Origin of the sequence: Ruegeria sp. R8_1 (assembly GCF_017743815.1) — a bacterium.
Lineage (GTDB): Bacteria > Pseudomonadota > Alphaproteobacteria > Rhodobacterales > Rhodobacteraceae > Ruegeria > Ruegeria lacuscaerulensis_A.
The window spans coordinates 34,423-55,656 of sequence record NZ_JAGHRL010000006.1 but is presented as its reverse complement, the minus strand read 5'-3'; the positions used below and the strand labels follow the sequence as shown (position 1 = coordinate 55,656).

At 60.2% G+C, this 21,234-nt stretch carries 20 protein-coding genes; 13 read left to right on the top strand and 7 right to left on the bottom strand.

Translation table 11 applies throughout. From position 1 onward, the window contains the following. The first annotated feature begins 76 nt into the window (after positions 1–76). Both J7380_RS14285 and J7380_RS14280 read left to right on the top strand, forming a co-directional pair. Positions 77–679 carry a YrbL family protein gene (locus J7380_RS14285; protein ID WP_209196462.1) on the top strand — a complete coding sequence of 201 codons (603 nt, stop codon included), beginning with the start codon at positions 77–79 and terminating at the stop codon, positions 677–679. A gap of 68 nt (positions 680–747) precedes the next feature. Beyond that, positions 748–1,752: a helix-turn-helix domain-containing protein gene (locus tag J7380_RS14280; RefSeq protein ID WP_209196461.1), complete on the top strand. Its 1,005-nt coding sequence runs from the start codon at positions 748–750 to the stop codon at positions 1,750–1,752. On the opposite strand, the gene J7380_RS14275 is transcribed toward J7380_RS14280, so the two are convergent. From J7380_RS14275 to J7380_RS14255, 5 genes are all read right to left on the bottom strand, one after another. After that, positions 1,749–2,309: a sarcosine oxidase subunit gamma gene (locus J7380_RS14275; protein WP_209196460.1), complete on the bottom strand. Its 561-nt coding sequence runs from the start codon at positions 2,307–2,309 to the stop codon at positions 1,749–1,751. The genes J7380_RS14280 and J7380_RS14275 overlap by 4 nt on opposite strands. Beyond that, complete coding sequence (locus J7380_RS14270) at positions 2,302–5,244, bottom strand: sarcosine oxidase subunit alpha family protein (protein WP_209196459.1); 2,943 nt, start codon at positions 5,242–5,244, stop codon at positions 2,302–2,304. The genes J7380_RS14275 and J7380_RS14270 overlap by 8 nt, the downstream gene beginning before the upstream one ends. Beyond that, complete coding sequence (locus J7380_RS14265; RefSeq protein WP_209196458.1) at positions 5,241–5,528, bottom strand: sarcosine oxidase subunit delta; 288 nt, start codon at positions 5,526–5,528, stop codon at positions 5,241–5,243. Before J7380_RS14265 ends, J7380_RS14270 begins: the two co-directional genes overlap by 4 nt. A 15-nt stretch (positions 5,529–5,543) precedes the next feature. Then, on the bottom strand, positions 5,544–6,794 hold the full coding sequence (locus J7380_RS14260) for a sarcosine oxidase subunit beta family protein (protein ID WP_209196457.1): 1,251 nt from the start codon (positions 6,792–6,794) through the stop codon (positions 5,544–5,546). A 77-nt stretch (positions 6,795–6,871) separates the two neighbouring features. After that, the gene (locus J7380_RS14255) at positions 6,872–7,711 is read right to left on the bottom strand and encodes a LysR family transcriptional regulator (RefSeq protein ID WP_209196456.1); all 840 of its coding nucleotides are present in this window, start codon (positions 7,709–7,711) and stop codon (positions 6,872–6,874) included. A 105-nt stretch (positions 7,712–7,816) separates the two neighbouring features. On the opposite strand from J7380_RS14255, the gene J7380_RS14250 reads away from it, so the two are divergent. The 6 genes from J7380_RS14250 to J7380_RS14225 are packed head-to-tail and all read left to right on the top strand — an operon-like array spanning position 7,817 to position 13,493. Beyond that, entirely contained in the window at positions 7,817–8,416 is a 600-nt protein-coding gene (locus tag J7380_RS14250) for an amino acid synthesis family protein (protein ID WP_209196455.1), read from the top strand. Next, positions 8,388–9,164 (top strand): alpha/beta hydrolase, encoded by a 777-nt coding sequence (locus tag J7380_RS14245; RefSeq protein WP_209196454.1) that lies wholly within the window; start codon positions 8,388–8,390, stop codon positions 9,162–9,164. Before J7380_RS14250 ends, J7380_RS14245 begins: the two co-directional genes overlap by 29 nt. Next, a complete protein-coding gene (locus J7380_RS14240) occupies positions 9,161–10,078 on the top strand; it encodes a flavin reductase family protein (RefSeq protein WP_209196453.1) in 918 nt (305 codons plus the stop codon). Before J7380_RS14245 ends, J7380_RS14240 begins: the two co-directional genes overlap by 4 nt. Beyond that, positions 10,078–11,112, top strand: a complete 1,035-nt coding sequence (locus J7380_RS14235; RefSeq protein WP_209196452.1) for an LLM class flavin-dependent oxidoreductase — start codon at positions 10,078–10,080, stop codon at positions 11,110–11,112. Before J7380_RS14240 ends, J7380_RS14235 begins: the two co-directional genes overlap by 1 nt. Before the next feature lie 8 nt (positions 11,113–11,120). After that, the gene (locus J7380_RS14230; protein WP_209196451.1) at positions 11,121–12,599 is read left to right on the top strand and encodes an aldehyde dehydrogenase; all 1,479 of its coding nucleotides are present in this window, start codon (positions 11,121–11,123) and stop codon (positions 12,597–12,599) included. Between the two features lie 27 nt (positions 12,600–12,626). Then, the gene (locus tag J7380_RS14225) at positions 12,627–13,493 is read left to right on the top strand and encodes a DUF1989 domain-containing protein (protein ID WP_209196450.1); all 867 of its coding nucleotides are present in this window, start codon (positions 12,627–12,629) and stop codon (positions 13,491–13,493) included. Here the strand turns inward: J7380_RS14225 and argE are convergent. Together argE and J7380_RS14215 are read right to left on the bottom strand one after the other, a co-directional pair. Next, positions 13,490–14,647, bottom strand: a complete 1,158-nt coding sequence (gene argE / locus J7380_RS14220) for an acetylornithine deacetylase (protein WP_209196449.1) — start codon at positions 14,645–14,647, stop codon at positions 13,490–13,492. The genes J7380_RS14225 and argE overlap by 4 nt on opposite strands. Next, complete coding sequence (locus J7380_RS14215) at positions 14,644–15,828, bottom strand: M24 family metallopeptidase (RefSeq protein WP_247742574.1); 1,185 nt, start codon at positions 15,826–15,828, stop codon at positions 14,644–14,646. Before J7380_RS14215 ends, argE begins: the two co-directional genes overlap by 4 nt. A gap of 84 nt (positions 15,829–15,912) precedes the next feature. Here J7380_RS14215 and J7380_RS14210 point away from each other — a divergent pair, with 84 nt between their 5' ends. The 5 genes from J7380_RS14210 (at position 15,913) to J7380_RS14190 (ending at position 21,230) form a co-directional block, all read left to right on the top strand. After that, positions 15,913–16,956, top strand: coding sequence for a pyridoxal-phosphate dependent enzyme (locus J7380_RS14210; protein WP_209196447.1), 1,044 nt, complete (start codon positions 15,913–15,915; stop codon positions 16,954–16,956). Beyond that, positions 16,953–18,098 (top strand): Xaa-Pro peptidase family protein, encoded by a 1,146-nt coding sequence (locus J7380_RS14205; protein WP_209196446.1) that lies wholly within the window; start codon positions 16,953–16,955, stop codon positions 18,096–18,098. The genes J7380_RS14210 and J7380_RS14205 overlap by 4 nt, the downstream gene beginning before the upstream one ends. Then, positions 18,095–18,802 (top strand): aspartate/glutamate racemase family protein, encoded by a 708-nt coding sequence (locus J7380_RS14200; protein ID WP_209196445.1) that lies wholly within the window; start codon positions 18,095–18,097, stop codon positions 18,800–18,802. The genes J7380_RS14205 and J7380_RS14200 overlap by 4 nt, the downstream gene beginning before the upstream one ends. 148 nt (positions 18,803–18,950) lie before the next feature. Then, positions 18,951–20,042 carry an ABC transporter ATP-binding protein gene (locus J7380_RS14195; protein ID WP_209196444.1) on the top strand — a complete coding sequence of 364 codons (1,092 nt, stop codon included), beginning with the start codon at positions 18,951–18,953 and terminating at the stop codon, positions 20,040–20,042. Positions 20,043–20,141: 99 nt separating this feature from the next. Beyond that, positions 20,142–21,230: an extracellular solute-binding protein gene (locus J7380_RS14190; protein ID WP_170353070.1), complete on the top strand. Its 1,089-nt coding sequence runs from the start codon at positions 20,142–20,144 to the stop codon at positions 21,228–21,230. Positions 21,231–21,234 lie beyond the last annotated feature (4 nt).

Genomic DNA, 21,234 nt, shown 5'->3' with positions numbered 1-21,234 from the left:
TTTATTAAGCCAATTCCGGTTTGACACTTTATTCCGAATGACGCGACCGTCGTCTTCTATCATAGGGCAACACTAAATGATTGATCTCAGTGGGCGTAAGCCTTTGCGAGAAAGTCGCAACTACCTGATTTTCGAACACCCGGATCACGACGACGCGCTGCTAAAGGTCAGAGCGGACATTCCTGTCAGAAATCACGCTGTCCAGCGCTATGCCGAAAGACGATACGGCATTTTACGCCAATGGAACCGCGAGGCTAACGAGTACCTCGCCGCGCTGCACAGGGGGTGTCCAGAAATTGAGCGCCTTGCGCTGTTTATGGGTTACGCACCAACCTCATTGGGGCCAGCCATGGCCGTAGAAAAACTGACAGGTCCCGATGGCGGACTGGCGCCGACGGTTTACAGCGAGTGGCTGTTGGTCAAAGACGATCCCGTTGCTCTGAAGCGTTTGCACGATGATTTCGCCGAGTTAATGGACGATCTGGAGCGCGGACGGATCATCGTCGGAGACATGAGCCATGAAAATGTAGTGCGCGCTCAAGAGCGTGGCGGAAAGTTGACTGTCATCGACGGCGTCGGTGAGAGGGTTCTGCTTCCGCTGGCTCTGGTCAGTGATTTAGCCTTTCGCAAGTCGATACAACGTCGACGTGAGAGGATGCTTGGCATGCTGCGCCCGTAGTTCGTCAGGGTTGTTTCCGTTCGTGAAGAATCTGTTCACGGATGCGGACTTGTGGCCAGGATAATTCAATGTGCAGAGATGACAGAATCGAGATTGGTTTTCTGCTGTTTGATGGCTTTCCGATGGCTTGCCTGACTTCGGTTATCGAACCTTTGCGTGCCGCCAACGAGATCGCAGGGCAGGAGACCTTTTGTTGGACTTTACTGTCCGAGCGCGGACAAAAGGTACGTTCTAGCGCCGAGGTGGGATTTGACGCAATGCGCGGCTTGCTGGATCACGGTGAAGTCGACATTCTGTTCCTTCTTAGTAGCCCGACCTCGAGGTTTGAAAACGCCAGCGCGGGAAATGCTGCTTTGCGCAGCCTTGGGCGACACGGAACAATTCTGGGTGGGATCAGCGGTGGTGTGTTCCCGCTTGTCCGCTCGGGCACGATGCAAGGGCAACCGGTCTCGGTCCATTGGTGCTATGAAGCGGCGTTCGAGGCCGAGTTTCCCGATTTTGATGCCCGGAGTGAAGTCATCGTCAGAACCGCAACGCGCTACACCGCCGCCGGGGCCGCAGCAGGGTTTGATCTGGCATTGCATCTGATTCAGGATCGTCTTGGAGCGGAAATCGCGCATGAGGTTGCCTGTTGGTTTCAGCACCCCATGATGCGTGGAGCCGGGGTGCGCCAACAGGTGCCCAGTGCCACACAACCGGAAACGGGCGACAGTCTTCCGCCGCTTGTCGCGCGCTGCGTTGCGCTGTTTGGACAGGATATGAGCGAACCAGTCTCGATCGCCGACGTCGCACGGGAAATAGGCGTCACGCCGCGCCAGATTGAACGTGCCTTCAAACGGGCAACTGGTAAAAGCCCCAGTCACTACTACAGGGCCATGCGTATGAAGGCCGCGCGGCAGATGGTGATGTACACAGCGGATCCGATCCCCGAGATCGCCGCATCTGTCGGCTATAGTTCCGCCGCGCCTTTGGTGACCCATTACCGGGCTGCATTCGGACTCAGCCCGGCCGAGGATCGCCGCCGGATCAACCGGTTCCGGGTCGAGGGCAATGCGCCACTGCCATCAGTTTAGTAGACCGATCGCATCGAGGTCAGCACAGCGTGATGTAGCGACCCGGCCGAGGATCGTGGGCCGTATATGCTGTAATGATCTGCATCGCGGCACAAAAGGTAACACCCGACATGGTGGATCGAACAGCGTGCTGCGGTGCCGGAGGACAGGCGGCGCAGGTCCAGCTGGCTTAGCAATTCTAACACTGACGGAATGCCATCACCGCGCAGGTCGAACCGTACCCAGGCGTCGGTCTGTTCGGTGACGGATGCTGTATTCCCGACGGTTGCCTTGACCTGATCCGCAAGGTCTTGGTGGCCTTCATAGGGGGCCTCGACCATCCATTGATCGGGGCCGGACCAAAAGGCGGTTTTCTCGCCACCTGCTATGCGCTGGTTGTCGGGTACAGGTGCGCCGATCACTTGGGCCAACGCTGTGCGTGCCTTGGCTTCCTGTCCCAACCGAGCCGCGACTGAGGCCAGCGCCACGTCGGGCACCTCGGTACATGTGACCGGCCCGACCGTGTCTACGCGCGGCGCGGCCCCGCCGAGGGCGGTTATTGCTACAAGATCATGCACGCAGACGTTCTCCTTCGGGGTCAATGAAATGGGCCGAGACAATTTCGACCTCGACCGTTAGGTCGGTAAGTGGCGAAACAAGGCGCATCTTCTCACCCATCCGCGCATCGCCGCGTTTCAGCAGGCCCAGCCCGATATTGCTGTTCAGATTGGGCGAATAGGCCGCCGAGGTCACATAACCCTGATCATGCGCCGCATCGACCGGGCCATCCGTGTTCATCAAGTGGCCGCCAGCGGTGATCTTGTCCTCGGGGTTGACCGGTCTCAGCCCGACCAGTTTCAGCGCATCGTGCGCGGTCAGGGCCTCGCGTTCGGAGAGAACCGATCCAATGCTGTCTTTCTTCTTTGATACCATCTTGCCCAGACCAAGATTCAGCGCCGTGGTGGTGCCGTTCAACTCATTGCCGACCGGGTGGCCTTTTTCGATGCGCATCACGCTCAGCGCTTCGGTACCATAGGGGGTGACGTCGAACTCTTTGCCCTCACTCATCAACCGTCGCATCAGCGCATCGCCATAGCGCGACGGGACGGCGATCTCGAACGCCAATTCGCCCGAGAACGAGATACGGAACAGCCGCGCCCGTAATCCACCACAGACGGTGATGGTGCCGCAGGCCATGAAGGGAAACGCCTCGTTCGAGATATCGAATTCCGGGTCCACGATCTTTTGCAGCAACTTGCGGGAATTGGGCCCAGCCACCGCGTATTGCGCCCAGCCATCGGTGGTTGAGATCAACTGCACATCCATGTCCGGGTAAAGGCACTGACGCACGAATTCCATGTGCCGATAAACACTTACGGCATTTGCGGTTGTGGTGGTGACGACGAAATGATCTTCGGCCAGCCGCGCGGCGGTGCCATCATCCATGACCATGCCATCCTCGCGCAGCATCAGCCCATAGCGGGTTTTGCCGACCGCCAGCTTGGCAAAGCCGTTGGCGTAAACGCGGTTGAGGAACGCGGCGGCATCCGTGCCCTGCACGTCGATCTTGCCCAGCGTGGTGCAGTCGCACACCCCGACCGAAGCGCGGGTCTGGCGTACCTCACGGTCGACGGACTCGCGCCAATGGGTTTCGCCGGGCAGGGGGAACCACTGCGCGCGCAGCCAGTTCCCGGCCTCGACAAACACCGCGCCGCGTTCCTTGGCCCAATGGTGCGAGGGCGTCAGGCGGGTCGGGTGGAACTCTTTGCCCGTCATTCGGCCCGCGAAGGCACCGATGGGCACGGGCGTATAGGGCGGGCGGAAAATTGTGGTGCCGGTCTCGGGGATCGACTTGCCCGCGACCTCGGCCATAATCGCAAGGCCCGTGATGTTCGAGGTCTTCCCCTGATCGGTGGCCATGCCCAGCGTGGTGTAGCGTTTCAGATGCTCGACCGAGCGGAAGCCTTCCTGATAGCTGAGCTTCACATCCTTGACGGTCACGTCGTTCTGCTGATCGACCCAGGCGCGTTTGCAGCCCTGCACATACCAGAACGGTTTTTGCGCGATCGGCGCGTCCTCGGCCTCGGGCAGGTCGGGCAGAGTGGTCAGGTCCAGCGCGGTGGCGGCCGCTTCGGCACCCGAGCGCAGCGCACCATGGGTCGACATCACGCCTTTGGCTGAACCCGCGACGGACATGCCGACCGGTAGGTTTTCACCCGGAACGAAAGCAGCAAGGGCGTCATTCCAAACAGGCCGCCCGCGTTGGTGGCAAGTCAGATGAACATTCGGGTTCCAGCCGCCCGACACGCCCAGTGCGCCGCAATCCAGCGTGCGGATCGAGCCATCCGGCAAGGCGACCTCGACAAAGCTCAGGCCCAGACGGCCCTTGGTGTTTACGACCTGCGCGCCCTTGAGCACTTCATAATCATAACTGAGGGGGGCATCGTCGCGCACATCCACCACGGCGGCGATCTTGACGCCTTTGACGTGCAGGTCCGAGGCCGTGCGGTGGCCGTCATCATTGTTGGTAAAGATCGCAACCCGAGGCGAAGCTGTCACCGCAAAGCGGTTGGCATAGGTCCGCAGCGCGCTGGCCGTCATGATGCCGGGCCGGTCATTGTTTTCAAACGCAATTGGCCGCTCGGTCGCCCCGGCACACAGCAGCGCCTTTTGGCTGTAGATCCGCCACAGGATCTGGCGCGGTTTGCCTGCGGGCAGCGCGGGCAGGTGATCGCCGGTTCGCTCGACGGCCCCATAGATGCCGTGGTCGAAGGCTCCGATCACCGTGGTGCGCGGCATCAGCCGGACATTCGGCATGGCGGAAAGCTCAGCCACAGCCTGTGCCGCCCAGTCGGGCGCGCTGTGGTCGCCGACCGAGAAGGTCTCGCTGTTCAGACGTCCGCCCAGCGTGAAATCCTCATCCGCCAGAATGACATCCGCGCCCGCGCGTCCGGCGGTCAGCGCTGCCATCAGCCCCGCAGGCCCGGCGCCGATGATCAGCAGATCACAGTGACGAAACCCTTTGTCGTATTCATCCGGGTCGGCCTCCATTGACAGTGAGCCTAGACCGGCGGCGCGGCGGATGATCGGCTCGTACAGTCTCTCCCAAAACGCGGCGGGCCACATGAAGGTTTTGTAGTAGAACCCCGCCGACAGGAAGTTCGAGAACAGGTCATTCACCGCCAAAGCATCGAACCGCAAACCTGGCCAGCGGTTTTGCGAGTTTGCCTGCAAGCCGTCGAACATCTCGATCGTCGTGGCGCGGGTGTTGGGTTCCTTGTGCGCTCCGCTGCGCAGTTCTACGATTCCGTTGGGCTCCTCGGACCCCGCCGTCATCAACCCGCGCGGGCGGTGGTATTTGAACGACCGCCCGATCAACCGCACATTGTTGGCCAGCAGCGCCGAGGCCAGCGTGTCTCCGGGATGCGCGGTATAACTGCGCCCGTCAAACCGGAAGTTGAGGGTTGTGTTGCGGTCGATCTGCCCGCCGTTCAGCCGGTTTGCTTGCGTCATTTCGAACGTCCCCGCGCGCGGGCCACATCGCGGGCCAGTTCCACCTTTGAAATCTTGTGGGTCAAGGTGTTGCGGGTGACAACCAGCCAAGACCGGTCCCCGGCCTCGTGATACCACAGCTCGCGGTGTTCACCGGCGGGATTGTCGCGCAGATAGGCATAGTCATAAAACGCATCAGCCGCATTCTCGGCCATACCGTCGGGCCGGTCGATCAGGGATGCATCGCCCAGATAGGTGAACTCTGAGGCATCGCGGGGCCCAAGCAGAGGGTGATTGATGATCATGTCCCTAGGTTCCCTCTAATGCAGGTTGGGCTGATTGCCCGCGCCTTTTTCGTCGATCATGCGGCCAGTGCGGAACCGGTCCAGACGATAGGCGGTGGCAACGGGGTGCGGTTCGTCTTTTGCCAGCAGATGCGCAAAGCAATAGCCCGAGGCAGGTGTGGCCTTGAACCCGCCGTAGCACCAGCCGCCGTTGAAATAGAGCCCCTGAACCGGGGTGCGGTCGATGATGGGTGAGCCGTCCATCGACATGTCCATCACACCGCCCCACATCCGCAACAGGCGCGCGCGGCCGATCATGGGCATCAGGGCCATGCCGCCCTCGCAAACATCCTCGACTACGGGCAGGTTGCCGCGTTGGGCATAGGTGTTATAGCCGTCGATATCGCCGCCAAAAACCAGCCCGCCCTTGTCGGATTGGCTGACATAGAAATGGCCCGCACCAAAGGTGATGACGCTGGGCAGGACAGGCTTCAGCCCCTCGGACACAAACGCCTGCAACACATGGCTTTCAATTGGCAAACGCATCCCGGCCATGCCCATCACGCGGCCCGAGTTTCCAGCGACTGCACAGCCCACTTTGCTGGCTCCGATAAAGCCTTTTGAGGTTTCGACGCCCAAGCAGGCGCCATTTTCGATCCGCAGGCCTGTGACCTCGCAATTCTGGATAATGTCCACCCCGTGCAAATCCGCCGAGCGCGCATAGCCCCAGGCCACCGCGTCATGGCGGGCCGTGCCCGCGCGGCGCTGGACCAGACCGCCTTTGATGGGAAAGCGGGCGTCGTCGAAATTCAGATAGGGATGCTCGGCCCGGACCTGATCGGCGTCCAGCAGTTCCGCATCGGCACCGTTCAGGATCATCGCATTGCCGCGCCGCGTATAGGCGTCGCGCTGGCCGTCCGTGTGGAACAGGTTGATGATCCCGCGCTGGCTCATCATGGCGTTGTAGTTGACGTCCTGCTCCAACCCCTCCCACAGTTTCAGCGAGAATTCGTAGAAGGGCTCATTCCCGTCCAGCATATAGTTCGAGCGTACAATCGTCGTATTGCGCCCCACATTGCCGCCCCCAATCCAGCCTTTCTCGACCACGGCCACGTTGCGCTGGCCGTAGACCTTGGACAGGTAATGCGCCGTGGCCAGCCCGTGGCCGCCGCCGCCAATTATGATGACGTCGTAATGGGGTTTTGGCTCAGGCTCGCGCCAAACCGGTTTCCAGCCCTTGTGGCCGGTCAGTGCCTCTTTGATGACTCGAAAGCCGGAATATCGCATGAATCGGACCTTTTTTGCCAGAGTTCACTATTTTGGTGCAGTTTGATATCCTCAGATGCGACATCGACATGTCTGAATCAGACCCTCAACAGGTCTGAAAACCATCCGGTAAAGGCGTCTATCTCGGTTGACCGGCGTTGGACGGCCAGAAAGTACCCTTCGGTCGCAGGGGCCGAGTGATCCGATGCCAGCATCACCTGGCCGGACCGCAGGGCGTGCGCGGCGATCAGTTGGTTGACCAGAGCGACCCCGTTGCCCGATGCCGCCATCTGCAGCGCCAGCCCATAGGAATCCACGAAATACGTCGGAGTGCCCATGGTTTGGCCCGTGGCCTCGGCCCATGTGGTCCAGCTGTCCGAGGTTCCCACGGATTCAATCAGCGGCAGGGCCTCGCCCTCAAGCGCTGGGGATTTCACCGGCACAAGTCGATTGGGTTGCAGGGCCACTGCGTCCTTGCCCACTTGTTTCGCCGATCCAAACCGAATTTCCACATCGGCGCGCGCGGCGGCGTATTCATCGGGCCAGATCGTACTGACAAACCGCACCGAGGTTTCAGGATGCTGGGCCTGAAACGCGGGCAGGGCGGGGGCGATCACCCATTCGATGATACTGATCGAAGCAGCAACTGTGATGTGTCGCGCCTTCTCCTCGGTCAGATAAGGAGAGGCGGCGGTTTCCAACATCTCAAGCGCGGCCTCGACCTGAGGCAACAGTTTGCGCCCTTCATCCGTCAGGGATAGGCCCCGCGCGTGGCGGTGGAACAGAACCACACCCAGCCGCGTTTCCAACGCACGGATCTGCTGGCTGACGGCGGATTGGGTCAGCCCGATCTCATCCGCGGCGGCGGTAGAACTCAGCCGCCGTGCGGCGGCCTCGAAGGATCTGAACCATGTCAGCGGGGGCAGTGTTTTGGCCATCAGTAACTTACCTAGTAGTGATGGTAATACCTAAGGCTGAACTTCTTTCGTTTGTCAAAACATGACTCTGCCGTGGATATTCCGCGCAACACGCAGGAGGACACCGTGCAGCCAGAAATCCGCAAAATTGTGACGTATGACGAAGAGGTTCTGATCGAAGGTTTCCGCCCGGCGGACCGCCCGTGGCGCATGTTCGCCGTGGCCGCCGTGATCAAAAATCCCTGGGCCGGGCGGTATGTCGAAGACCTGCGCCCCGAAATTCTGGTCTATGGTCCGGTGCTGGGCGAGATGATGACCGACCGGATGGTGGCGCTGGCCGGTAGCGGCGAGGTGATCGAAGCCTATGGCAAGGCGGCCGTAGTGGGTTTGGATGGTGAGGTCGAACACGCCTCGGGACTGATCCACACGCTGCATTTCGGCAATTTCTACCGGCAGGCGGTGGGGGCCAAATCCTACCTGTCTTTCACCAACACTCGCGGCCCGGCGAATACGCCGATCATGGTGCCGATGATGGACAAAAACGATGCGGGTCGCCGGTCGCATTACTTGACGCTGCAATTCTCCATCCCCGATGCGCCGCGCGCGGATGAGGTTGTGGTGGTGCTGGGCGGGGCGACCACAGGGCGTCCGCATCATCGGATCGGAGACCGCTACCAAGACCTGAAGGATCTGGGACATGACGTGGACAACCCGGCCTCGGTCTGAGGTCGGCGGCCTCGCCGCGATTGACGCGGGCGAGGGGCCGCTGGTCGTTTTGCTGCACGGTGTTGGCCTGCGGGCCGAGGCGTGGGGCGCGCAGATTGACGCTCTGGTCGCGGCGGGGTTCCGGGTGCTGTGCCCGGACATGCCGGGGCATGGGGCATCTGCGTTTCACCCGGTCGAGGGGCTGGAGAGCTATGCCGCACCCGTGGCGGCGCTGATTGACCAACCGGCGGTTTTGATCGGGCATTCGATGGGCGCGCTGATCGCAACCCGGATTGCGGCAGAGGGTGGAACGGTCATGGGCGTGGCCGCGCTGAACGCCATTTTCCAGCGCTCGGACGAGGCCCGGAATGCAGTTCTGGCGCGGGCGCACGCGCTGGATGCCGAGCGGGCGAATAACCCCTCGACCACGTTGCAGCGCTGGTTCGATGACAGGGCATCCCCGGAGCGGGACGCTTGCGATAGCTGGCTGCGAAAGGTCGATCCACGCGCCTACAAGGCTGCCTATACCGTCTTCGCCGAAAGCAACGGCCCGACTGCTGAGCAGTTGGCTGCGATCCCCTGTCCAGCACTGTTTCTGACCGGCGAGGATGAGCCGAACTCGACCCCGCGCATGTCGCAAGACATGGCGGCGCTTGCCCCGAACGGGCGGGCCGGGATCATCCCGAACGCGGCCCACATGATGCCGATGACACATGCCCAACAGGTCAACGCGACTCTGGTGTCGTTTGTTAAGGAGTGCCTGAAATGACGCTTGATCCCCGCGCGCTGCGCGACGCTTTCGGTAGTTTCATGACCGGTGTGACCGTGATTACGGCGCGCGATGCAATAGGCCAGCCCGTCGGGTTCACGGCCAATTCGTTCTCGTCCGTGTCGTTGGATCCACCTTTGTTGCTGGTCTGTCCGGGCAAATTCCTGTCGAGTTATGAGGTGTTTGCGGGCTGCAGCCACTTTGCCGTCAACATTCTGGCTGAGGGGCAGCAGGACGTCTCGAACACGTTCGCCAGCTATAAAGGCGACCGTTTCGCCAAAGTGGCCCACAGCACAGGGGCCCATGATCTGCCGCTGATCGACGGCGCGCTGGCGCAGTTCTGTTGCTCCACCCATCAGGCGATCCCGGCGGGCGATCATACGGTGCTGATCGGGCAGGTCACGGATTTCTCGCATGCCGGGGGCCGGGGGCTGGGTTATGTGGGCGGCTCGTATTTCAGCCTCGGGCTGGAACAGGAGATGGACAGCGATCAGCCCACCATCTGCGGCGCGATCATCCGGGCCGGTGACGCGGTGTTGATGGAGCGGCTGGGAACCACGCACAGCCCTTTCCACATCGCCGGTGCCGCGCCCGGCGGGCAGCGTCTGCGGCTGGCACAGGGTCTGGCGGACCGGGGCATCGAAGCACAGCTGGAACAGGTCTATTCCTCGTTCAACGACGCGACGACCAAGCTGCATTACACGTTCTTTCTGGCCTCATCCGCCGGGACAGCGGCCCCCGATGGGACCGAATGGATCGCCATCGAACACCTGCCCAAGCTGACCTATGCCACCCCGTCGGTGGGCCATATGATGACACGCTTTGCGCTGGAAGCGCGCGAAGGGAATTTTTCGCTCTACCTTGGCGATGCCGACCGGGGTGAGCTGCACAGTTTCGACAAAGGAGCCGGTTGATGGAGTTTTCCCTCTTTGCCCATATGGAACGTCTGACACCCGATCAGCCCCATGACGTGTTGTATGATGAGTTCGTGAGCCTTGTGAAAATGGCTGATGATGGGGGCATGCGCGCGGTCTGGACGGGTGAACATCACGGGATGGAATTCACCATCGCGCCGAATCCGTTTCTGTCTCTGGTCGATCTGGCGCATCAGACCAAGAATGTGCGCCTGGGCACCGGTACGGTGATCGCGCCCTTCTGGCATCCGATCAAGCTGGCGGGTGAGGCTGCGGCGGCGGACCAGATGACCAAGGGCCGGATCGAGCTGGGGATCGCGCGCGGGGCCTATTCTTATGAATACGAACGTCTGATGCCGGGCATGGATGCGTGGGAGGCCGGGCAGCGCATGCGCGAATGCACCCCTCTGGTGCCACAAATCTGGCGCGGGGATTGTGCGCATGAGGGCGAGTTCTATTCATTTCCGGCGGCCACCTCGGCCCCAAAGCCGTATCAGGAAGATGGCCCTCCGATCTGGATCGCAGCGCGCGATCCCAACAGCCACGAATTCGGCGTACATAACGGGTTCAACATTCAGGTCACGCCGCTGTGGCAGGGTATGGAAGAGATCGAGACGCTGATGAGTCGCTTCAATGCCGCCTGCGAAAGCTATTCCGGCCCACGCCCCAAGATCATGCTGTTGCATCACACTTACGTCGGTGCGGATCAGGATGACGTGGCGCAGGGTGTGCGGGAATTGCGGCGTTATTACAATTACTTCGGCGCATGGTTCCTGAACAAACGACCCGTGCAGCAGGGGCTGATCGAACCGATCTCGGATCAGGAGATGGACGCCAACCCGATGTATACGACCGAGAAACTGGGTCAGGACCTGACCGTCGGCACAACGCAGCAGGTGATCGACCGGATCAAACGGTACGAGGATATGGGCTATGATGAGTTTTCGTTCTGGGTCGACAGCGGCATGACCAATGACCGCAAGCGTGCCTCGTTGGCGCGGTTCATCGACGAAGTCATGCCAGCCTTTCAGTGAGGAACACCATGGGACACCTTCCACATTTTCAGCTTTTCATTGACGGCGCATGGTCCGAGGGCGCGGATGCGCAGGTCATGACCTCGGAAAACCCGGCCACCGGGCAGGGCTGGGCGACATTCGCCTGCGCCGCGCCCGATGACGTGAACCGCGCCGTGGCTGCGGCCAAGCGCGTGTTGGACGACCCTGCATGGCGCGACATGACGGCGACGGCGCGCGGTAAGCTGCTGTACCGGCTGGCCGATCTGGTGGCCGAAAACGCGCAGAAATTGGGCGAGCTGGAGACCACCGACAGCGGCAAGCTGCTGGCGGAAACGGCGATGCAGACGGGCTATGTGGCCGACTATTACCGCTATTTCGCGGGGCTAGCGGACAAGGTCGAAGGCACCGTTTTGCCCATCGACAAGCCGGATATGCACGTCTTTACCACGCGCGAGCCAATCGGTGTTGTCGCCGCCATCGTGCCGTGGAATGCGCAGATGTTCCTGACGGCCACCAAGCTGGGCCCGGCGCTTGCGGCGGGGTGTTCGGTGGTGCTGAAAGCCTCGGAAATCGCCCCCGCGCCAATGTTGGAATTCGCGCGGCTGATCGAACAGGCCGGGTTCCCGCCCGGCGTTGTTTCGGTCATCACCGGCGACGCCCAGAACTGCGCGATCCCGCTGACCCGCCACGCGGATGTGGACCGCATCGCCTTTACCGGAGGGCCCGAGACTGCACGCCACGTGGTGCGCAACTCGGCCGAGAATTTCGCGGTGACTTCGCTGGAGCTGGGCGGGAAATCTCCCATCCTTGTGTTTGACGACGCCGATCTGGACGGGGCCGCAAACGGGCTGATCGCCGGGAATTTCGGGGCCTCGGGTCAAAGCTGTGTGGCGGGGACGCGGGGATTGGTGCATCACTCGATCCTTGAGCCGCTGATTGAGAGGATTTCACAAAAGGCCAGCGCCATTCGGCTGGGCGATCCGCTGCAGCCCGACACACATGTCGGCCCGCTGTGCACCGCTGCGCAGGTCAGCAAGATCGAGGCGACTCTGGCCGCCGCTCAGGGGCAGGGGGCGAAAATCCGCTTTGGCGGCGCGCCCGCAGATCGACCGGGCAACTACATGACGCCCACGCTGGTCGAATGTACTTCGCCCGAAACCGAGACGCTGAAGGTCGAGATGTTCGGCCCGGTCATGTCTCTGCTGCCGTTCGAGACCGAAGAAGAGGCCATCGCGCTGGCCAATTCCACGCCTTACGGTCTGGGGTCCGGCGTCTTCACGCAGAACCTTGCGCGCGCGCATCGGGTGTCGAAACGCATCCGCGCGGGGATTTGCTGGGTGAACACGTACCGCGCAATTTCCCCGATTGCGCCCTTTGGCGGGTTCAATCAGTCAGGTTACGGGCGCGAGGCCGGGGTTGAGGCGATCCTGGATTACACCCGCACCAAAACCACGTGGATCAGCACCGCGCAAGAGCCGATGGCGAACCCGTTTGTGATGCGCTAAACCTGTGGCAACACAGGGAGAGCGCGCATGAAACTGAAGACACCCCACTTCCCAGCCCCCGCAGATGCGGGGGCGCGTAAGGACATTCCTCCGCTCGTCTGCTATCCGCCGGATACGCTGCCCCAACCCGATATCGCCGGGCTGAACACCCTGCGGCAAAGCGCAATCAAAACGGCTGAGGCTACAGCGGCTCCGCGCGATGCGGCCTGTATCGAGGTGCCCGCTGGGGCCTTTTTACGCGTGGTGTCGGTGGATGGCCCGCAGGTTGGCGACCTGAACATGTGGAACAAGCACGACCTGACCGAGCGGTTCTATTCCGGCAAAACGCGCGCTTTGCACGGTACGCATTTGTCCACCGGCGACCGTATGTGGTCCAGCTTTCCCAACATGCGCCCGATGGCAACCATCGTGGGGGACACGCTGGATTGGTACGGGTTCGATGCCTATGGAGGCTCGGTCCATGATGTGATCGGGACGCGCTGTGATCCCTATACGGGGCGGCTGTTGTCCGGCGATGACTATCACTATTGCTGCCATTCGAACCTGACCCGCGCCTTGGCCGATCATTGCGATTTGTCGCTGCACGAGGCTGAGATGCATGTGCATGACGTGCTGAATGTCTTCATGTGTACCGGCTTTACCCGCGATACGGGGCAGTATTTCATGAAGGCCAGCCCGGTGCGCCCCGGCGACTATTTGGAATTCTACGCCGAGATTGACCTGATCGTGGGCCTGTCGGCCTGTCCCGGCGGCGATTGTTCATCCGAGCATTCCTCGGACGTGGCCGCCTGCTATCCGCTGCTGATGGAGGTCTATGACCCCGGCGAGGATGCCCGCGCGGCCCATGTTCAGCCGCCGCGCTCCGCCTATGATCGGACGCACGGCACGGGCTAGGCGGTCAGGCGGCGACCCAATCGGTCGAGCATTCGGCAACACAGGTCCAGCTGCTCAACCTCGACATATTCGTCGGCCTTGTGCGCCTGTGTGATCGAACCCGGGCCGCAGACGATCGCATGCACACCAAGCTGCTGGAACAGACCGGCCTCGGTGGCGAAGGCGACCGTGCCGGTGCCATTGGCGCCGGTCAGCTCGGCCACCAGTGTGCGAGCGGCGTTGTCCTCCATCGGCTCCAATCCTTGCACCTCGGCCACCACGTCCTGGGTGATGCTGGCGTCGGGGTGGACTGCCTGCATCTCGGGCAGCAGCGTGTGGGTCACGAAATCGCTGAGCGTCTGGTTGACGAGGTCGGCGTCGCTGGCCTGCACCGGGCGCATTTCCCAACCGATCTCGGCTTTGCTGGCGATCACGTTATGGGCCACGCCGCCGTTGAAGAACCCGACATTGATCGTCGTCCACGGGGGTTCGAACAGGCTGCCCGCAGGGGCGCGGGATTTCAGAACGTGACGCAATTCCAACAGCTTACCCACATAGCGCGCGGCGTATTCGGCAGCGTTCACGCCGTCATCCGGGGCCGAGCTGTGACCCTCCAGCCCGGTAAAACGCGTGGTGTACTCAAAGCACCCTTTGTGGCCTTCGATCACCCGCATTTCGGTCGGTTCACCGATGATGGCAATGTCGGGCACGATGCCGCGTTCGGACAGGTCATTGACCAAATTCTGCGCGCCCAGACAGCCGGTTTCCTCGTCATAGGTAAACGCGAAATGCAGCGGTTGGGTCAGTTTGCCGGCGTCTAACCCTTCGGCAAAGGCCAGAGACGCCGCGATAAACCCCTTCATGTCGCAGGTGCCGCGTCCATACAGGCGGCCATCACGCTCGACCATCTCGAAGGGGTTCGAGGTCCAGTCCTGATCGGCCACCGGCACCACATCCGTATGGCCGGATAGCAGGATGCCGCCGGGCATGTCGGGGCCGAGGGTGGCAAAGACATTGGCCTTTTTGCCGGTTTCATCGCGCGTTTCGATACAGCGCGCACCCAAGGCCTGAAGGTGGTCGGTCAGGTATCGGATGGCCTCAAGATTGCTGTCCGCAGATACAGTTTCAAAACCGATCAGATCGGCGAGGATTTCGGTGGTTCTGGTCAGGGTCATGGTTTGACGAACAGTTTGCGGGGCCGGTTACACAGACATTCTGCACGGCCGGAATCGGTGATCAGGATGGTCTCAGTGATTTCAAGGCCCCAATCGTTCATCCAAAGGCCGGGCATGAAGTGGAACGTCATGCCGGGTTCCAGAACCGTCTCATCCTCGGGGCGCAGGGAGATCGTCCGCTCACCCCAGTCCGGCGGATAGCTGAGGCCCACCGGATAGCCGCAGCGCGCGCCGCGCTCGATGCCTGCACGTTCCAGCGGGGCGGCCAACGCCAGCGCGATGTCGCGCGCCTGATTTCCCGCGCGGGCGGCGTCCAGCCCGGCCTCAAGCCCTTCGACCAGTGCGGCCTCGGCCCGCAACAGGTGGTCGGGCGGCTGGCCCAGAAAGACCGACCGGCAAAACGGCGCGTGATAGCGGCGATAGCAGCCAGACAGTTCGAAAAACGTGCATTCCCCGGATTTGAAGGGCGCGCCGTCCCATGTCAGATGCGGCGCGGCGGCATCGGGCCCCGAGGGCAGAAGGGGCACAATGGCGGCATAATCGCCCCAATCCTCACCCACGCCCGAGATCGCATCATGGTAAATCTGCGCCACCAGTTCATTCTTGCGCAGGCCGGGTTCTATCCGCTCCAGCACGCCGTCGATCACATGTTCCGAGATCCGCGCAGCTTTGTGCATCAGGGCGATTTCTTCACTTGATTTCACGGCGCGCTGCCAGTTCACCAAAGCGTTGGCATCTTCCAACGTGGCCTGAGGCAATTCGGCGGCCAATGTCAGATGCGCTTTGGCCGAGTAATAGTAATTGTCCAACTCAACCCCGATACGCGCCTGCCCAAGACCACAATCGAGGATCAGCCGGGCAAGATCCTGCATCGGGTGCCGCTCGGTCGATTGAACATAGTTATCTGCATAGCCGTGAATGCGGTCATCGCTCATCCAGACCGTGCGCCGCGCGCCGTTGGCGTCCTGATTGCGGCCCCACCAGATGGGATCGGCATCGTGAAGGACGACGACGCCTTGATGCACGTAGAAGGACCAGCCCTCATAACCGGTTAGCCACGCCATATTCGATGGGTCCTGCACAAACAGGGCATTTAAACCAGCGGCTGCCATTGCGGAACGCGTCTTGGCAAGCCGGCGATCATATTCGGCGCGTGAAAAGGCCGGATTGGTATGAGGCATGGCAGCTCCGATCATGTTCGAGTTTTGTTGACAGAACTGGACGAATGCAGTCACGTCAATGGGCAACTCAGGAAAGACGCCCCATTGAAGATCACACTCAACCCACATCGCGGAGGCCGGAAACTTGCCGCTTCTGCCCCGTACCCGTCAACTGATGCAGCCCGCGTAGCCGATCTGCTGTCGCAATGCCCCGCTGCGGGTGAAACTCCATTGGTCGATGCAAAAGAGCTTGCCGACGTGGCCAATCTTTGGATCAAGGACGAGCGCGGCCGCATGAATCTTGGGTCTTTCAAGGCGCTTGGGGCGGCCTACGTAATCGCGCGACATGCGGCCGAGGCAACGGATGCGCCGGACCGCAATACATTGAACAGTCGAACCTATGTCACGGCCAGTGCAGGAAACCATGGCATGAGCGTCGCCGCAGGCGCGCGGGTATTTGGCGCGCAGGCGGTCGTCTATATCGCCGAAACTGTACCTGAGAGTTTCGCGGACCGCCTCCGCGCGCAAAAGGCGCAGGTTGTGCGCCAAGGCGTCGATTATGCCGCCAGTATGGAGGCCGCCAGCCAAGCCGCGCAGGATAACGAATGGACCCTGCTGTCCGACAGTTCATGGAACGGATATATTGAAATTCCGCATATGCTTATGGAGGGGTATCTGCAGATGGCTGCCGAGGCCGTGCGTCAATGTCCGGAAATGCCCAGCCATATCATGCTGCAGGCCGGGGTTGGCGGGCTGGCGGGCGCGGTGGCGGCCTATGCGCGTCATGTCTGGGGGGACGCGCCCAAAATCATCGTGGTCGAGCCCGAGTCCGCCCCCGCGCTACAAGCCAGTATCGAAGCCGGAGCCTGCGTTTTCGCTGATGGCCCTGACAGCACAATGGGACGTCTGGATTGCAAAGAACCTTCGTTGATCGCTCTGAACGGCTTGGCCAGAGATGCCGACGCGTTTTTGACTTTGACCGATGACGAGGTTGTTCAGCATTTGCCTGCGATGGCGGCGGCCGGGGTGGCAACGACAGCATCCGGTGGGGCAGGGATTGCCGCTGCTATGAATGCCGAAGTGCTGCAGGGTTTAGGAATTGGTGCGGACGCCATGATTCTGTGCTTTCTGTCCGAGATTGCGGAATGAGAGGGTTCGACACCGCCGAGTTCACGGCCCGGTTGCAGCGTGCGCAAAAGATGATGGCCCAAGCGGACTTGTCTGCCTTGCTGCTGACAACTGAACCCGAGATTCGGTACTTTACGGGCTACTTGACCCGGTTTTGGGAAAGCCCGACCCGACCTTGGTTTCTGGTGGTTCCGGTCAGTGGAAAACCGATTGCCGTTATCCCCTCTATTGGTGCTGCACTGATGGGGCAAACCTGGATCGACGATATCCGAACCTGGAGCTCTCCGGACTTGTTGGATGACGGCGTTAGTCTGTTGGCGGAAACCCTGATCGAGGTCACTCCGACCGATGCCACCATTGGTTTGCCTGATGGGCACGAAACTCATGTCCGTATGCCGATGGCCGATTTGTTGCGCCTTCAATCGCTATTGGGCTCGCGGAGGGTTGCTGGCGATGCGGAACTTGTGCGCAGCCTTCGGATGATTAAATCAACGGCTGAGATCGCGAAAATCGAAACCGCCTGCGCGATTGCCGCGCGGGCTTTTCAGCGTGTTCCTGAAATCGCAGGATCTGGCATTGCCGTTGATGAGGTGTTTAGAAAGTTCCAAATGCTGTGTCTGGAGGAAGGCGCCGATTGGGTGCCCTATCTTGCGGGCGGTGCCGAGCAGGGGGGATATACGGATGTAATCTCTCCGGCCCGAGATACGGCGATGGAGGCCGGAGATGTCCTGATGTTGGACACTGGTTTGGTGTGGGGCGGGTATTTTTGTGACTACGACCGAAACTGGTCGATTGGTCCGGCCTCGGCGTTAGTACGTTCTGCATATGCAACCTTGATTGAGGCGTCGGATGCAGCATTCGAAATTGCAAAGCCGGGCGCGACCGCTTCTGACCTTCATCATGCAATGAACAGTGTTCTGTCACGTCAAAATGCGGATACGGGGGCTGGGCGTCTGGGGCATGGCTTGGGGATGTCCCTCACAGAATGGCCTTCGTTGATTCCCGACGATCATACTGTGTTGCAACCCGGCATGGTTTTGACGCTTGAACCCGGAATAGCCGTTGGCGACAAAATTCTGGTTCACGAGGAGAACATCGTGATCACCGAAGATGCGCCGCGGTTCATCAGCCCTCGGCTTGGGTCGGAGTTGCCTGTGATATGAGCTATTTACCCTATGAACTGGAAGAGGACGACCCGCAGCTCAACCCGATGGGCCTGATCGTTTTGCAGACGGACGAAACGATTGAACCGGAATTCAGTGCTTACTTCGCAAATTGCCGCGCGCCGATTTACGTTTCCAGAATTCCCAGCGGCGCGGAGGTGACAACGGACACGCTGGCCCAGATGGAGAACGCCCTTCCTGCAGCCTCAGATCTATTGCCCAAAGTCCGGCCTTATAAGGTTGTGGGGTATGGCTGCACCTCGGCCAGCTCCGTGATCGGTTCAGCTATGGTCGAGCGCATGGTTCAAAAGACCTGCAACGTTGCGACCGTCACGAATCCGCTGCGTGCAGCTTCCGCCTGCGCTGCGGCAAAAGGTGTTTCCAAATTCGCTTTGCTGTCGCCCTATATCGAAGAAGTGAACGATCCATTACGCCGTGCCTTCGCAAAAAACGGAGTGACAATGGACGTTTTTGGCTCTTTCGGTGAGTCCGAGGAATCCAAGGTTGTTCGAATATCCCGCCAATCGCTAGTCGATGCGGCGCTTAATCTGGGCTCTGATTCGGCGGTTGAGGGTGTTTTTATAAGCTGCACGAATCTAAGGACATTTGATGCTATACCGGAAATTGAAAGTCGGTTGGGAAAGCCGGTTCTTTCAAGCAATCAAAGCCTTGCGTGGCATATGCGACGCTTGAATGGCGCCTGAATATCAGGCGTGTGGCGCTTTCTTTGTCATTCTCGTGACATATTTTGGTTGCGTCGCCTGTCCTGCTTGTCCTTAAATGGGCTCTGACAGGTCCTTGAGATCCGGATAAACCGGGCAAGCAAGGACAGACAGGGGAGCCAAGTTGGTAATGTCTAATGACGCAGCGTTCGTCGAGTTTCAGCGTGTCCAGAAATCTTACGACGGCGAGATCCTTGTCGTAAAAGATCTAAATCTTTCAATGCCTAAAGGTGAGTTCCTGACAATGCTCGGCCCGTCCGGGTCAGGCAAAACCACTTGCCTTATGATGTTGGCGGGGTTCGAAACGGCCACCCATGGCGAGATCATGCTGGATGGTCGTCCGATCAACAATATTCCGCCGCACAAGCGGGGGATTGGCATGGTTTTTCAGAACTATGCGCTTTTCCCGCACATGACGGTTGCCGAAAATCTCGCTTTCCCGCTGGAAGTTCGAAAAATCGGGAAGGACGAGCGCGAAGAAAAAGTGAAACGCGCCCTAGATATGGTTCAGATGGGGGCATTTGGCAGCCGGCGGCCCGCTCAGTTGTCCGGTGGTCAACAGCAGCGGATCGCATTGGCCCGCGCACTTGTTTTTGAACCCGAGCTTGTTTTGATGGACGAGCCGTTGGGTGCGTTGGATAAACAGTTGCGCGAGCATATGCAGTTCGAAATCACGCGTCTGGCGCATGAGTTGGGTATTACCACTGTTTACGTAACCCACGACCAGACCGAAGCGCTGACCATGTCGGACCGTGTGGCTGTTTTCGACGACGGACGAATCCAGCAGCTTGCGCCGCCCGATTTGCTGTATGAAGAACCAGAAAACAGCTTTGTGGCTCAATTTATTGGTGAAAACAACACATTGGAAGGTGTTGTTAAGTCGATTGACGGCGACTCGTGTGTTGTTGCGCTGGACGATGGGTCTGAGATTGACGCTAAACCGGTGAATGTGTCGAAGGCGGGCGAACGGACCAAGGTCTCTATCCGGCCTGAACGGGTCGAGTTCAACAAGGATCGCTTGCACGCTGATGCACATACGCTCAAAGCAACGGTGAAAGAGTTCATCTATATGGGCGACGTGTTCCGCTTTCGTCTGTCGGTTGCCGGGAACGATGACTTCATCATCAAAACCCGCAACGCGCCGGACGCGGTACGCCTGTCTCCCGGTCAGGAGGTCGAAATCGGCTGGCTGGCCCATGACTGCAGGGCGCTGGACGCCTGAGTCACAAATACCCCGAATGTTTGGGGTAAGAGTTGGCCGGTTTGCCCCGTGATCCGGCCTAAGAAAAGTAAAAGTAACGGGTATAACAGGGAGTTAAACATGAAAGTTAAAACCACTCTTATGGCAAGTGCGGTTGCTGCCGTAGCCGGTGGTGCGATGGCCGAAGAAATGACCATCGTGTCCTGGGGCGGTGCTTATTCCAAGTCGCAGCTGAAAGCATATCACGAGCCCTATTCGGAAAAGACAGGCGTCACCATCCTGAACGATGACAGCTCGGCTGAGGCGGTGGCTAAACTGCGCGCGATGAACGAAGCGGGCAACATCACTTGGGACGTGGTGGATGTTGTTGCAGCGGATGCGATCCGTTTGTGCGACGAAGGTCTGGCGATGGAGATCGATTTCGACAGCCAACTGGCCGCTGCACCTGACGGGACACCCGCATCCGAAGATTTCGGCGATCTGTTGGTCAGTGACTGCTTTATCCCGCAGATCGTGTACTCGACCACTTTCGGCTATCGTACCGATCTGGTGGGCGACACGCCTCCGACCGAGATCTGCGCCGTGTTCGATCTGGAAAACTATCCCGGCAAACGCTCGCTGGAAAAGCGTCCGATCAACAATATGGAATGGGCGCTTCTGTGTGATGGCGTAGCCAAGGACGACGTCTATGACGTTCTGGCCACCCCGGAAGGGCAGGATCAGGCACTGGCCAAGCTGGACACCATCAAGGACAGCGTTGTCTGGTGGTCTGCCGGTGCTGACACGCCGCAGCTGCTGGCCGATGGCGAAGTCATTATGGGCTCCACCTATAACGGTCGTCTGTTCAGCGTGATCGAAGAGCAGAAACAGCCCGTCGCCATGCTGTGGGACGCGCAGGTATTCGATCTGGATGGCTGGATCATCCCCGCCGGCCTGAGCGAAGAGCGTCAGCAGCGCGCGCTGGACTACATCATGTTCGCAACTGACACCCAGCGTCTGGCGGATCAGGCCAAGTACATCTCGTACGGTCCTGCCCGTGCCTCGTCGGCCCCGCTGGTGGGTCAGCACGCCGATCTGGGCATCGACATGGCACCGCACATGCCGACCGACCCGGAAAACGCCAAGAATACGTTCCTGTATAACTACGAGTTCTGGGCGGATTACCGCGACGACATCGACGCCAAGTTCCAAGCGTGGCTGGCACAATAAGCCC

Coding starts and splice junctions, on each gene's coding strand:
- J7380_RS14245 (WP_209196454.1), top strand. CDS start 8,388: ATGACGTGGACAACCCGGCCTCGGTCTGAGGTCGGCGGCCTCGCCGCG.
- J7380_RS14205 (WP_209196446.1), top strand. CDS start 16,953: ATGAGAGGGTTCGACACCGCCGAGTTCACGGCCCGGTTGCAGCGTGCG.
- J7380_RS14200 (WP_209196445.1), top strand. CDS start 18,095: ATGAGCTATTTACCCTATGAACTGGAAGAGGACGACCCGCAGCTCAAC.
- J7380_RS14195 (WP_209196444.1), top strand. CDS start 18,951: ATGTCTAATGACGCAGCGTTCGTCGAGTTTCAGCGTGTCCAGAAATCT.
- J7380_RS14235 (WP_209196452.1), top strand. CDS start 10,078: ATGGAGTTTTCCCTCTTTGCCCATATGGAACGTCTGACACCCGATCAG.
- J7380_RS14225 (WP_209196450.1), top strand. CDS start 12,627: ATGAAACTGAAGACACCCCACTTCCCAGCCCCCGCAGATGCGGGGGCG.
- argE (WP_209196449.1), bottom strand. CDS start 14,647: ATGACCCTGACCAGAACCACCGAAATCCTCGCCGATCTGATCGGTTTT.
- J7380_RS14240 (WP_209196453.1), top strand. CDS start 9,161: ATGACGCTTGATCCCCGCGCGCTGCGCGACGCTTTCGGTAGTTTCATG.
- J7380_RS14260 (WP_209196457.1), bottom strand. CDS start 6,794: ATGCGATATTCCGGCTTTCGAGTCATCAAAGAGGCACTGACCGGCCAC.
- J7380_RS14270 (WP_209196459.1), bottom strand. CDS start 5,244: ATGACGCAAGCAAACCGGCTGAACGGCGGGCAGATCGACCGCAACACA.
- J7380_RS14285 (WP_209196462.1), top strand. CDS start 77: ATGATTGATCTCAGTGGGCGTAAGCCTTTGCGAGAAAGTCGCAACTAC.
- J7380_RS14230 (WP_209196451.1), top strand. CDS start 11,121: ATGGGACACCTTCCACATTTTCAGCTTTTCATTGACGGCGCATGGTCC.
- J7380_RS14190 (WP_170353070.1), top strand. CDS start 20,142: ATGAAAGTTAAAACCACTCTTATGGCAAGTGCGGTTGCTGCCGTAGCC.
- J7380_RS14255 (WP_209196456.1), bottom strand. CDS start 7,711: ATGGCCAAAACACTGCCCCCGCTGACATGGTTCAGATCCTTCGAGGCC.
- J7380_RS14280 (WP_209196461.1), top strand. CDS start 748: ATGTGCAGAGATGACAGAATCGAGATTGGTTTTCTGCTGTTTGATGGC.
- J7380_RS14215 (WP_247742574.1), bottom strand. CDS start 15,828: ATGCCTCATACCAATCCGGCCTTTTCACGCGCCGAATATGATCGCCGG.
- J7380_RS14265 (WP_209196458.1), bottom strand. CDS start 5,528: ATGATCATCAATCACCCTCTGCTTGGGCCCCGCGATGCCTCAGAGTTC.